The sequence below is a fragment of the Siminovitchia sp. FSL H7-0308 genome (assembly GCF_037980985.1).
Classification (GTDB): domain Bacteria; phylum Bacillota; class Bacilli; order Bacillales; family Bacillaceae_C; genus Siminovitchia; species Siminovitchia thermophila.
In genome coordinates, this window is the sequence record NZ_CP150282.1 from 2,089,713 (window position 1) to 2,101,820 (window position 12,108).

Consider the following 12,108-nt stretch of genomic DNA (forward strand, 5'->3'; position numbering starts at 1 on the left):
CGGGGGAAACGTTTGAGAAAGTAGCCCCTTGTTTATTTGCCGTGAAACAGCTTGCGCAATCTTGCCATAAATGAATCGTTCTTTGTTTCACCATCAGATCTGCCGTTTCTTCCCGTCAATTGGTCAACGGCATGTTCCAATATAATAGATACGGAAGAACGGGGATACACACAATAAACAGGGGTGTAATTCAAGACGGCTTCTCGTACAAGTTTGTCTTCCGGTAATATCCCCAACAATTCGATTTCCTTTTGAAGAAACTTGCGCATGGCTTGCTGTAGACGAAAGAATGTTTCCCGTCCCTGTCGTTCATGATCAGTCCGGTTGCACACTACGAGAAACCGGGTATTTTCATTCTGCAGATAGGCCAGTTTCATGATTGAGTAAGCATCCATGACCGCAGTAGGTTCCGGGGTTGTCACAACGATTAAATAGTCGGCTGCCAGCAGGATATGGAGCAATGCTTGGCCGGCTCCTGCCGCCATATCAAAAATAATATAATCGTATGTTTCCTGAAACATTTGTAAACCTGCAAGAAGCGACTTGACCGTATTGTTATCCAGTTCAACCGCGCCATATAGCCCGTTTCCGCCTGCAATATACGAGACGCCCAAAGGCCCTTTCTGCACAATTTGGGCTAACGGTTCACCTTTTAGGATAAAATCACCCATTGTCTTGTCCGCTGAGCCACCCAACAGTAAATTGACATTCCCCATGCCGATATCGAGATCAAAAACAAGCACTTTATATCCTCTTTTGGCAAGGATGACAGCTAAATTACTTGAAATATTGGATTTGCCCACTCCGCCTTTCCCACTGACCACGGCTAAAGTCCTCGCCTGTTTCTTTGTTATGTTCTTCAATTTTAAACGCAGGCCTTCTGCTTGATCCTTCATCTGCTTTGCTCTCCAAAGATATAGTTGCCAAACAACTCCGGTGCAGCAAGGACAAGGTCATCGGGTACTTCTTGCCCGTCTGTGATATAGTCGGCCGCCAAGCCATACTGAAGCATCATGTTAACCATGGGACCGTAAACATCCGTTTCATCCACTTTTGTAAAAATAAATTTTTGAGCACTGAGATGCTGAAAATGCTTCATGATGGATTCAACATCCCTTTCTTTCATGGAGGCAGTTAATATGAGATAAATATCCAAATCACTTACCAGTGAAAGTATACCGTTTAAATCGGTGACGAATTTGCCATCACGATAATTCCTTCCCGCTGTGTCAATAAATACATGGTCGTAGGAAGCAAGTTTGTTTGCGGCTTCTTTAAAATCATTCGCGTCATATACGACTTCCACCGGGACATCAAGCAGCTTAGCGTATGTTTTTAATTGTTCGATCGCGGCAATGCGGTATGTATCCATCGTCATAAAGGCGATCTTCTTTTTCTGTTCAAGCATGGCGCAGGCTGCCAGCTTGGCTAAGGTCGTTGTTTTTCCCACACCCGTAGGCCCGACAAGCGCAATAAATTTTTTTTCGAATGTCGCGCCAGAAAAGCCCAATTTCTTTAATTCGCCGCAAAGAATGGATTTAGCCGCCAGCGCCATTTCCATTTCATCGGGTTCTTTTTCTGCTTTCCTCCACATGTCCAATAACTGGTCCCCAATCGCCAGGACAAAATTCTTATCCAGCTCTTGATTCATGCATCTTAACAAATTTTTTTGAATCGCGGACGGATACATTTCCAGTTTGGAATCAGGGACATAACTTCTTTTTTTCACAATTTTTTTCAACGTTTCCAGTTCTTTTAAAACAGCATCATTTTGCGCTGGTTGGAGCATTTGGGCATAAACTGCCGGTTGAACTGGCTTTGTTTCCTCTACGTGATCAAGAGCGGCAATCACTTCAAATTGCTTTTTCTTGAAAAGTCCCATAATGCCCTTCGTCCATAACACTTTTGAGCTTAATATGACAGCATCCTCGCCGAGCTGTTTTTTTACCCTGTTAATAGCCTCCGGCATCGAAGCCGCCACGATTTTTTCTACCTTCATCAGATATTCACCATCCCGATGCTCTGTACTTCAATATCCGCTTCCAACTCATTATAGGATAGAACTGGCACTTGTGGGAAATATCTCTCGGTCAATTGCCGGACATACATTCTGACAGCAGGAGAACAGAGTAAAATGGGTATTTGTTGCACCTTCGACAATTGTTCGAGTTGTGCCGCAATAGATTCCAATATTTTTTTCGAGTCATTTGGCTCGATGGCCAAGTAATTGCCATTCTCCGTTTGCTGTATGCTGTCAGCAATCATTTTTTCCACTTTTCCTGAGACTGTCAGGACTTTTAAGACTGGCTCATCTCCTACATACTGTTTTGTTATTTGCCGTGCCAGCGCCTGGCGAACATATTCCGTTAGCAGATCGGTATCAATGGTCGTCTTTGCATAATCAGCAAGTGTTTCAAATATAACAACCAAGTTTCTGACCGATACTTGCTCTTTTAACAATTTGGCAAGGACTTTTTGAACTTCTCCAATCGTGAGCGGATTAGGTGTTACTTCTTCAACAAGAATCGGGTGTGTTTCCTTTAAGTGATCTATCAATTCTTTCGTTTCCTGTCTGCCGAGCAGCTCATGAGCATTCGCCCTAAGCACTTCCGTTAAATGAGTCGCTACGACAGAAGCAGGATCGACAACGGTATAACCGGCAATCTCGGCCTGTTCTTTTACTTCTTCTGTAATCCATTTTGCGGGAAGACCAAAGGACGGTTCAATCGTATCAATTCCCTCAATCTCGTCCTCGCCTCCCGGACTCATTGCCAAGTAATGATCCAATAACAAATTACCGGAAGCAACAGGGTGACCCTTAATTTTAATTTGGTAGGCATTAGGTTCCAACTGGATATTGTCACGTATCCGTACAACAGGAATCACAATTCCCAGTTCTAATGCCAATTGCCTCCTAATCATGACAATTCTGTCCAGCAAATCTCCTCCCTGCTTCACATCGGCAAGCGGAATGAGCCCATACCCAAATTCAAACTCAATCGGGTCCACATGCAATAACCCAAGTATATTTTCCGGCTTTTTCATTTCTTCCGCTTCCAGTTCCTCAGGAGCTTGTGCTATTGCAGCACTTTCTTTGTCGGGTATCCGGGAAAGGAAGAACCCCCCTGCTCCAAGTAAGCCTGCAATCGGGACCGTTAGCATATTATGTATGGGTGTTGCAAGACCAAGCAGAAAAATGGTGCCAGACGCGATGTACAGCAACTTTGGGTAACTGAGCAGTTGTCCGACGATATCAGAACTAAGGTTCCCGTCTGATGCGGCCCTTGTCACAACAATACCGGTTGCCGTTGAAATCAGGAGCGCAGGGATTTGGCTGACAATCCCATCTCCTACCGTAAGCATGGAGTATTTCAAAGCGGCTTCCCCGATCGGCAGGCCATGTTGCAGCATTCCAATCAAAATTCCAAATAATAGATTGATCAGTACAATAATAATACCGGCAATGGCATCACCTTTTACAAATTTGCTGGCCCCATCCATCGCTCCGTAAAAATCGGATTCGCGGGCCACTTTTTCTCTTCGCACTTTCGCCTCGTGCTCTGAAATAATGCCGGCATTTAAATCAGCATCGATGCTCATCTGTTTGCCCGGCATCGCATCGAGGGTAAACCTCGCGGCTACTTCCGATACCCGTTCGGCTCCTTTTGTAATGACGACAAATTGAATAATGACCAGTATAAAAAAAACAACCAGTCCAACAAGGACATTACCGCCAACTACGAATGTCCCGAAGGTTTCTACGACATTTCCGGCATCTCCAACGGAAAGAATAGATCTCGTCGTCGAAACGTTTAGTCCCAGCCTGAACAAAGTGAGCAGCAATAATAAAGATGGAAAAATTGAAAACTGCAGCGGCTCATGCATGTTCATGGAAGTAAGTACAACCAACAGTGCGAGAGAAATGTTCGCGATGATGAGAAAGCTTAACAGCCATGGCGGAAACGGAATGACCAACATGGCGATGATTAATATAACGCCTAATAAAATAGTAATATCTTTTACTTTCATCATACGTTCTCTCCCTAAAGCCCAAATCAAATCTTATGTTTGATTCGATACACATAAGCTAATATTTCAGCAACCGCCTTAAAAAAGTCTTCGGGTATTTTGTCCCCGATGTCGGTTTGTTTGTATAATGCCTGTGCCAATGGACGATTTTCAACAAGCACAACATCATGTTCCTTGGCAATTTTTTTTATTCTTTCCGCCATGAAATCGAGTCCTTTTGCTACCACAAACGGAGCGTCGGATTCATCTTCGTCATATTTAAGGGCAATGGCATAGTGTGTGGGGTTAGTAATGACAACATCCGCATTGGGAACTTCCTGCATCATGCGAGCCATGGCCATCTCTCTTTGCCGCTGCTTAATTTTTGATTTTACCAGCGGATCGCCTTCTGTATTTTTAAATTCGTCCTTTACATCCTGCTTGGACATCCGGATGTTTTTTTCAAAATCATACCGTTGATATAAATAGTCCAATAGGGATAACAGCAATAAGGCGATGGAGGCGCTGATTCCCATTTGCAAGGTCAAGCTTGCGATTGTTTTTAAAGCTGCGGGGGCGGCTTTATGGGACAGCACGAGCACTTCGTCAATTCTTTGCCACAATACAAAGAAAGCCACGAAGCCGACAAACCCGATTTTCAAAATCGACTTTAACAATTCAACAATTGCCCTGACAGAGAATATCCTCTTCATCCCTTTGATCGGATCAATTTTTTCAAACTTTGGTTTGAGCGGCTCGGTTGTTGCCATAAACCCGATTTGCAGCAAGTTCGCCCCCACTCCTGCCAGCAATCCCAATAGCATGATGGGCCCCAAAAGAATAGCCATTCCGTTTAATACTTCAATGGAAATGAGCCGCAAATTCCCAGGCGTCAAATCAAGAAGCATATATTCCGTAAATGTTTCCCGAAAAATATGAAAAACTGTTTGGCCCAGCTTCGAGGAAAAAAACAGTAAAAAGGTGAAGACAGCAAGCAATCCAATCGCTGTATTGACATCTTGGCTTTTTGCCGCCTGTCCTTTTTTTCTCGAATCTTGCCTTTTCTTCGGTGTTGCTTTCTCTGTTTTCTCCCCCGCAAAAAATTGAAGATCCAACTGAAACTGTTTCATGATTGACTCCCCAGCATTTCCATCACATCTCTCATCACTTGTCCCATCGTTTCAAATAACTGTTGAATGACACCAAATATGACACCCATCACAATAAACAGGACAATAAAACTGACAGCAATTTTGATTGGAAAACCAACGACAAACACGTTCATTTGCGGTACCGTCCTGGCCACTATCCCGAGTGCCACATCTACCAGAAAAAGCACGGCAACAACAGGCACTGAGATTTGAAAAGCAATTAGAAACAGCATCGAAAAAGATTTTGCGATATACTCCGCCAGATTGGCATTGGCAAATCCAAAGCTGGCCTGATCGAGCGGAATAAACTGATAACTGTAAAAAATCCCGTTTAGCAGCATATGGTGTCCGTCCACGGCCAAGAGCAATAAAAGAGAAAAAATATACAAATACTGGCCAATTAAGGGAGATTGAACGCCTGTTTGCGGGTCAATGATATTAGCGATGGCAAACCCCATCTGAAAGTCGATAAAATTTCCGGCAACTTGAATGGAAGTCAAAACCATATAGGCGATAAACCCGATAAAAAGTCCTACAGCCGCCTCTTTTAACATCAACAGAAAATAAGCCGCATTAATATCAATCGTTCCCTGGTATACCGATGCATACATCAAAACCGATACAAAAAAAGCAAGGCCGATACGAAATAAGGAAGGCAGTGTCCGGTATGAAAATAGCGGCATCGTGACGAAAAAGGCAGACACCCTGACAAATACAAGCAAAAAGACTGAAAATCGTGTAATAAACTCTTCCATTCCATCAACCTACAAACTGGGTTAAGTTTTGGAAAATATCCGAAGTGTAGGATAACATCCGACTTAACATCCAGGGCCCGAAAAATACAATTCCCAACAGGACTGCAATAATTTTGGGAATGAACGCGAGGGTTTGTTCCTGTATTTGTGTCGTTGCCTGAAAAATACTGACGGCCAGGCCAATGATTAATGCAAGTAACAGAAGAGGGCCGGCGATAATTAAAATCGTATAAACTCCCTTTCCCGCTAACGAAATAACCGATTCGGCGCTCATATGATCACCTTCTTTGAATGTATAAAGTGAAATAGGACCACATGGTGTGGTTCATGCAGACGTTGCCGCACGATGTGGCGTTCCCGCTAATAAAAGGCAGAACAAAGGCAAAAGCCGAAAGCGTCCTATTCATAAGCCCATGTCATGCAGAGACTTCCTCGAAAAAGCTTGCGCTTTTTCTACAGATGATGACGGTACGATCGAAACTTTCCTTGTCTTTTCGCTTCGCTTGTACGTTGCAACGCCTTTTTGCCCGCCTTGAAAACATGCGATGTATCACTGTCAAAGTTTCTTCTTATCCTGGCCATCCAAAGCCATCGGGCGATTACTGACAGTGCTCCCTATACAGATCACGCTCATGTGATTTTCTGAAAGCAGGGGGCTTCCTGCCAGTCAAAGCCGGATAAAGTGAAACTTCAATTAGTGACGGTGAGACCCGTAATATGGGGCAGCGGGTTAAAACTTGTTACGTAAAACTTTCAAGCAATGATTTGATCACCAAGTACCACCCGTCAACGAGCACAAAGAGCAAAATTTTAAACGGGAGAGAAATCATCATCGGCGGAAGCATCATCATCCCCATAGACATCAAAACACTGGCCACAACCATGTCAATGACCAAGAAGGGGATAAAGATCATAAAGCCAATTTGAAACGCGGTCTTCATTTCACTGAGCGCAAAGGCGGGCACAAGTGCCTGCAATGGAATATCCTGAATCGACTCGGGCGGTTCAGATTCTGTATACGTTAGAAAGAGTTCCAAATCTTTTTGTCTTGTATGCTTGCTCATAAATTCTTTAAAAGGCACCGCAGCCTTTGTGTACGCTTCTTCCAAAGTAATTTCATCCTCAAACAAAGGGGTCAGCGCTTCATTATTTACCTCGTTGAATGTGGGTGCCATAATGAAAAATGTTAAAAACAGCGATAAGCCCACGATGACCTGGTTAGGAGGCATTTGTGGAGTTGCCAGGGACGTTCTCACAAATGAAAGAACGATCACAATACGCGTAAATGATGTCATGACCATTAAAATGCCTGGAGTGATCGACAACACGGTTAACAGGAGAAACAATTTAACGGAAGTGGACACCGATTCTGGTGAACTGTTAAAAAACTCCGTGATTTCACTCATGTGTCTCACTCTCCTTCCGCAAACGATCAAGCGCCTGTAATCTTTCTTTTTTGATGCCATCCATTTCATCCATCAGCTGCTGGTGAAAATCTTTTTTATGTTTGTTGTCCATTCCGCTTCCATGCTTGACAGCCTTTTTTACATTGTTAACCCATTTTGTCAGCTTTGTTGGCTGAAAACTCTTTTCCAACTGCTCGTTATACTGGTGAAGATATTCCTGAATTTCTTTTTCGTCTGATACTTCTTTAATCAAGCGAATATCTTCACCAACACCCAAAACAAAAAGGCGCTTGCCGACCCTTACCATTTGGAGCGAGCGGTTGCCGCCCAATGCCGTCCCGCCAAGATTTTGGATCAGGCTTGTTTGTTGATATGATTGGGTCCGTTTATTGATAAACTTTAACAAGAAATATAAAAGGGCGATGACAAAAATCAAGGCAAATAGCATTTTTAAGACATCCATCACACCGATTGAAACTGACTGATTTTTTTGGGGCGCAACATCCCCTTGTTCCGTATCTTCTTTATCTTCTTTGCATTTCTCAGGGTTTTCCATGCATTCGCCGACGGAATAACCCGTTTTGCTTGCCTGGGCAACTGGCGGGTTGATCAGGGTGAAAAAAATGATCACGCACCATAAAACTTTACTTTTGTTTATCATTGTTCGATTTCCCAACTCTATGAAAATATATGGCTTTGCCTCCATTCTATCTCAAACGTTCGAGGCGATTCCGCTTGTTCAAAATATTAGTGACTCTTACACCAAAGTTTTCATCAATCACAACCACTTCCCCTTTTGCTATGTGACGGTTGTTGATTAAGATATCTACTGGTTCCCCAGCCAATTTATCAAGTTCTATAATGGATCCTGCGCCAAATTCAAGTATTTCCTTAACCGAACGGCTAGTTCGTCCGAGCTCAACAGTCACTTGCAAAGGTATATCCAGTAAAACATCAAGGTTGTTGGCTTCAAAACTATCAACACTCTCTTCATTAAAATCGGAAAAGTCGGCTTTATGAACATTGGGCGGAGTGTTTTCGGCAGCCATTTGTTGAGTGGCTGTCCTTGTATTTTCCTTCCTGGGACGCGATGCCTCTTTATCTGTCATTTGAGGGGAAGTCGTCTCACTCTGTTCTTTAACAGGTTTCTCTCCTGCTTTTTCCATCTTGGACTGCTCATCTCCTCCTTTTTCAAGCTTTAACATAAGTTCTTTCACCAAATCCTTTGCAAAGTCGATCGGTATGAGCTGTGTTAATGTGGAATCAATAATATCACCGACTTTTAACTGGAAAGAAACGCGGGCAAACTTGCTTTGGTTTGACAACTCTTCCAATACTTCAACAAAGGAGTCTTCAGGCCAATGAATAGTGGGAGGAGAAATATCCACCCTTTTACTAAAAAATGTGGACATCGATGATGCTGCTGAACCAATCATCTGATTCATCGCTTCCTGAACAGCGCTTAAATGGATCTCATCCATTTCTTCTGCAGGCGACGTTCCATCCCCGCCCAACATCATATCGGCAATGGCAGCTACATCGCTTTTTTTTAGAATTAATACATTTACCCCTGAAAAGCCGGAAGTATAGGTAACACGGACAGCCACACCCGAATCCAAAGGCTCATCCGAGATATCCCTGTCTAACATAGAAACAGTCGGCGTTGTGATTTCTACTTTTTGATTTAGCAGTGTAGAAAGAGTGGTTGCTGCCCTGCCGACAGAGATGTTGCCTACCTCGCCTAATGCGTCACGTTCCATTTCATTCAAATCATCTATTTCATTGTTGTTTTCATTCTCTTTTTCAATGAATCCTGTAGAAAGCAGCATTTCAATCTCTTCCGGAGAGAGCTTCTCATTATTCATTGTCTTCATCTCCCTCGTTTATCATCGATAGAATTTGTACAGCAAGATAATTATGTCTCCTGCCCGGTTGACCCAGGTATTTCGGGATGCCGGCAATTTTGACAGTTAGGGGGTCATCTATACTTGTATTGAGTTGAAAAACATCCCCCTCATTAAGCGACAGAAAATCTTTTACAGTCAGATCCGCCGAACCCAAGTCGGCTGTTATTTCCATCTCTGTACCTCTTATATTTTTGTCCAATGCCAAAATGGTTTCAGGCTTTCTTTCTTTGGCGCCCGATTCCATCCAATATTGTGCCGAAAGCTTCGGAATGATGGGCTCCAGTACAACGTGGGGAATACATATATTAATCATTCCGCTCGTTTCTCCAACCGTTGCCTGCATTGTAATGACAACAACCGTTTCATTTGGGGAAACCATTTGTAAAAATTGTGGATTCACTTCAATTTCGGTTAAAATCGGATCAATATGCGTAATGCCCGTCCACGCCTCTTGCAATGGTTCCAGCGTCCTCCGAAATAGCTTTTCCAACAGCTTCATCTCTATATCTGTTAAATGATTGATCTTGTTCAAACCAGAACCCTTACCGCCCAAAATGCGATCAACCATCGCATAAGCAATATTGGGATGGACTTCCATGATCATTCTGCCTTTAAGCGGCGGTATTTCCAAGACATTTAAAAATGTCATACTTGGAATGGAACGTATGTACTCGTCATATGGTATTTGATCAGCCGATGCGACTGAAAAATTGGTATATGTTCGTAAATGAGCAGAATAAAGAGTTGTCAATAACCTGGAAAAATTGTCATAAATCCTCGTTAAGCTTCTGATTTGATCCTTGGAAAAGCGTAAAGCCCTTTTAAAATCATAAACTTGCACATCTTTTTCTTGCTCATTAAGTACTTCTTCTTCAAGAGTGATGTCTCCCTCTGAAAGCCCCGATAATAAATCGTCAATTTCACTTTGAGATAATATCTCATCAGACATGATAGCCACCTCCAATGATACAATTTGAATATTTATTCATGAAACAATATAGGAGGTGATATATACTTTTTTTATTTCACCATTTTGTAACAGTTCGCCTATTTTGACTTCCATCATTTCTTCTAACTTCCTTTTCCCTTCTTTTCCCTCTAAATCTCCCGACTTCATGTCTGCAAGTTCAGACAGAATGATACTCCGAATTTGAAAATCACGCTTTTCAAGCTCTTGTTTCGCTTCTTCCCCGTCCGTTTCCACTGTCAAAGACAGCTTAATATAGCGGCCATCCTGCAAGTTCGTCGTAATGTCATTTACATGAACTGATGCTTCTAACACTTCGTCAATGGAAGGCTCTTTATCTTTCGATTTTCCACTGTTGTCATTTATCAACAAATAAGCTGTTCCGCCAAGAAGCACAACGATAAATATAATAAGCAAAATATTGATAATTCGTTTACCCATCAGCATGGCCCCCCTGTTTCTGGCCAAAAAGTTGAATTGATTGATAAAAATCAAGCATTCTTTCCCTGACCAAAATTTCAGATTCCGAAACAACATACTTATGCCCATTCGTCAAAGTAATGGTCGTATCAGGAAAAGTTTCAATTTTTTCTATGTACAATGCATTCAAATAAAAAGACTTTCCGTTTAATTTCGTCACCTGAATCAATAATCATCCAGGACCGGAGTGTGACCGGTCCTGTCCCCTCCTTTTAGTTAACGTTTTAAGTTGACAAGTTCCTGAAGTATCTCATCGGATGTGGTAATGATTCTTGAATTGGACTGGAAGCCGCGTTGTGCAATGATCATTTCTGTGAATTCTTCTGAAAGATCAACGTTTGACATTTCCAACCTTCCGCTTAAAAGCTTCCCTGCCCCGTTTTCCAGAGGCTGCCCATGCGCGGGAGGCCCGGACGCTTCAGTCGGAATGTAAAAGCTTTCCCCTGATTTTTCCAGCCCACCATTATTAGGGAACCTGGCTACTCCGATCACCCCGGCAGTACCAGGTGTTCCATTACGCATAAATGAGACTGTTCCATCATCTGCGATGCTTATGTTTGAAACTTGATTAATATCATTAATGACAATCGGATCCCCATTACTTTGCAATACTAGGGCACCAGTAGATGTAACAAGGGTGCCGGATTGATCAAAACCAAGATTTCCAACCCGTGTGTATTTAATGTCATTTCCGACCTGGGCAATCAAATAGCCGTCTCCTTGAATGGCGACATCCAGCATTCTATCAGTCATTTGCGGGCTTCCTTGCGTATCGATCGTTTCAATCGCGGAAATCTGCGAGCCCAGCCCCACTTGTTTAGGATTGACTCCTCCACGATTATTCCCCCCGCCGCTGGCACCGGAGATCGTCTGGCTTACCATGTCCTGAAAGGTGATACGCCCTTTTTTAAATCCGTGTGTGTTGACATTCGCGATGTTGTTTCCTATTACATCCAGCTTAGTTTGAAAGTTTTTCATTCCACTTATTCCTGCATACATTGATCGCAGCATATTTTTTTCCTCCTTTAATCAACCGCTTCAGTCATTCCGCGGTTACGGCTCCCTATTCAGGTCCAGCCGTTTGCAAAATGTCTATTCCATAATGATGGTTCCATCAATATTTGTGAAAATATGGCTCGCCGCCTCTTTCAGCAGCACAAGCGGTTCATTTACGCCTTTTGCCTGTGCCTTATGTATTTTTTCTTCTATTTGGCCCCACTTGTTGGGACTTATATGGATATTCCTTTGCTCCATCCTCAACCTGGCATGTTTGCTTAATGTCAGCTTGTTCGATTGTTGAATCGTTTCGTTTAGCTGTTGCGCAAATGAATGTTTATTTTGCACGGTTGCATGTTTCGCTTCGTTTGCCGGCTGGCGGATTACATTCACTTTTCCGCTGTAGGGATGAATAAAATGATTGTTCATGGATCTTTT

Annotated in this window: 14 protein-coding genes; all 14 read right to left on the reverse strand. The window is 42.9% G+C overall.

Annotated elements, in window-relative coordinates; genetic code table 11:
- Positions 1-32: 32 nt before the first annotated feature.
- Complete coding sequence (locus MHB50_RS09915; RefSeq protein WP_340085211.1) at positions 33-896, reverse strand: MinD/ParA family protein; 864 nt, start codon at positions 894-896, stop codon at positions 33-35.
- The gene (flhF, locus tag MHB50_RS09920) at positions 893-1,999 is read right to left on the reverse strand and encodes a flagellar biosynthesis protein FlhF (protein ID WP_340085212.1); all 1,107 of its coding nucleotides are present in this window, start codon (positions 1,997-1,999) and stop codon (positions 893-895) included. Before flhF ends, MHB50_RS09915 begins: the two co-directional genes overlap by 4 nt.
- Positions 1,999-4,029 carry a flagellar biosynthesis protein FlhA gene (flhA, locus tag MHB50_RS09925; protein ID WP_077111833.1) on the reverse strand — a complete coding sequence of 677 codons (2,031 nt, stop codon included), beginning with the start codon at positions 4,027-4,029 and terminating at the stop codon, positions 1,999-2,001. Before flhA ends, flhF begins: the two co-directional genes overlap by 1 nt.
- A gap of 26 nt (positions 4,030-4,055) precedes the next feature.
- Positions 4,056-5,138, reverse strand: coding sequence for a flagellar biosynthesis protein FlhB (gene flhB / locus MHB50_RS09930; protein WP_077111713.1), 1,083 nt, complete (start codon positions 5,136-5,138; stop codon positions 4,056-4,058).
- Positions 5,135-5,914, reverse strand: coding sequence for a flagellar biosynthetic protein FliR (gene fliR, locus MHB50_RS09935; protein ID WP_077111714.1), 780 nt, complete (start codon positions 5,912-5,914; stop codon positions 5,135-5,137). Before fliR ends, flhB begins: the two co-directional genes overlap by 4 nt.
- 4 nt (positions 5,915-5,918) lie before the next feature.
- Positions 5,919-6,188, reverse strand: a complete 270-nt coding sequence (fliQ, locus tag MHB50_RS09940) for a flagellar biosynthesis protein FliQ (protein WP_077111715.1) — start codon at positions 6,186-6,188, stop codon at positions 5,919-5,921.
- 466 nt (positions 6,189-6,654) lie between these two features.
- A complete protein-coding gene (gene fliP / locus MHB50_RS09945) occupies positions 6,655-7,320 on the reverse strand; it encodes a flagellar type III secretion system pore protein FliP (RefSeq protein ID WP_077111716.1) in 666 nt (221 codons plus the stop codon).
- Positions 7,313-7,981, reverse strand: coding sequence for a flagellar biosynthetic protein FliO (locus MHB50_RS09950; RefSeq protein WP_340085213.1), 669 nt, complete (start codon positions 7,979-7,981; stop codon positions 7,313-7,315). Before MHB50_RS09950 ends, fliP begins: the two co-directional genes overlap by 8 nt.
- Positions 7,982-8,027: 46 nt before the next feature.
- Positions 8,028-9,185 (reverse strand): flagellar motor switch phosphatase FliY, encoded by a 1,158-nt coding sequence (gene fliY, locus MHB50_RS09955; protein WP_077111717.1) that lies wholly within the window; start codon positions 9,183-9,185, stop codon positions 8,028-8,030.
- Complete coding sequence (gene fliM / locus MHB50_RS09960; protein WP_077111718.1) at positions 9,178-10,176, reverse strand: flagellar motor switch protein FliM; 999 nt, start codon at positions 10,174-10,176, stop codon at positions 9,178-9,180. The genes fliY and fliM overlap by 8 nt, the downstream gene beginning before the upstream one ends.
- Before the next feature lie 36 nt (positions 10,177-10,212).
- Positions 10,213-10,635 (reverse strand): flagellar basal body-associated protein FliL, encoded by a 423-nt coding sequence (gene fliL / locus MHB50_RS09965; protein WP_077111719.1) that lies wholly within the window; start codon positions 10,633-10,635, stop codon positions 10,213-10,215.
- The gene (locus tag MHB50_RS09970; protein WP_077111720.1) at positions 10,628-10,843 is read right to left on the reverse strand and encodes a flagellar FlbD family protein; all 216 of its coding nucleotides are present in this window, start codon (positions 10,841-10,843) and stop codon (positions 10,628-10,630) included. Before MHB50_RS09970 ends, fliL begins: the two co-directional genes overlap by 8 nt.
- A gap of 47 nt (positions 10,844-10,890) precedes the next feature.
- A complete protein-coding gene (flgG, locus tag MHB50_RS09975) occupies positions 10,891-11,685 on the reverse strand; it encodes a flagellar basal body rod protein FlgG (RefSeq protein WP_077111721.1) in 795 nt (264 codons plus the stop codon).
- Positions 11,686-11,766: 81 nt separating this feature from the next.
- A complete protein-coding gene (locus MHB50_RS09980; RefSeq protein WP_340085214.1) occupies positions 11,767-12,099 on the reverse strand; it encodes a flagellar protein in 333 nt (110 codons plus the stop codon).
- Positions 12,100-12,108 lie beyond the last annotated feature (9 nt).

What these genes read in the sequence shown, in the direction of transcription:
- fliP (WP_077111716.1), bottom strand. Translation starts at nt 7,320, where the DNA reads ATGAGTGAAATCACGGAGTTTTTTAACAGTTCACCAGAATCGGTGTCC.
- flhB (WP_077111713.1), bottom strand. Translation starts at nt 5,138, where the DNA reads ATGAAACAGTTTCAGTTGGATCTTCAATTTTTTGCGGGGGAGAAAACA.
- flhF (WP_340085212.1), bottom strand. Translation starts at nt 1,999, where the DNA reads ATGAAGGTAGAAAAAATCGTGGCGGCTTCGATGCCGGAGGCTATTAAC.
- MHB50_RS09980 (WP_340085214.1), bottom strand. Translation starts at nt 12,099, where the DNA reads ATGAACAATCATTTTATTCATCCCTACAGCGGAAAAGTGAATGTAATC.
- MHB50_RS09950 (WP_340085213.1), bottom strand. Translation starts at nt 7,981, where the DNA reads ATGATAAACAAAAGTAAAGTTTTATGGTGCGTGATCATTTTTTTCACC.
- fliL (WP_077111719.1), bottom strand. Translation starts at nt 10,635, where the DNA reads ATGGGTAAACGAATTATCAATATTTTGCTTATTATATTTATCGTTGTG.
- flgG (WP_077111721.1), bottom strand. Translation starts at nt 11,685, where the DNA reads ATGCTGCGATCAATGTATGCAGGAATAAGTGGAATGAAAAACTTTCAA.
- MHB50_RS09915 (WP_340085211.1), bottom strand. Translation starts at nt 896, where the DNA reads ATGAAGGATCAAGCAGAAGGCCTGCGTTTAAAATTGAAGAACATAACA.
- fliM (WP_077111718.1), bottom strand. Translation starts at nt 10,176, where the DNA reads ATGTCTGATGAGATATTATCTCAAAGTGAAATTGACGATTTATTATCG.
- fliQ (WP_077111715.1), bottom strand. Translation starts at nt 6,188, where the DNA reads ATGAGCGCCGAATCGGTTATTTCGTTAGCGGGAAAGGGAGTTTATACG.
- fliR (WP_077111714.1), bottom strand. Translation starts at nt 5,914, where the DNA reads ATGGAAGAGTTTATTACACGATTTTCAGTCTTTTTGCTTGTATTTGTC.
- flhA (WP_077111833.1), bottom strand. Translation starts at nt 4,029, where the DNA reads ATGAAAGTAAAAGATATTACTATTTTATTAGGCGTTATATTAATCATC.
- fliY (WP_077111717.1), bottom strand. Translation starts at nt 9,185, where the DNA reads ATGAATAATGAGAAGCTCTCTCCGGAAGAGATTGAAATGCTGCTTTCT.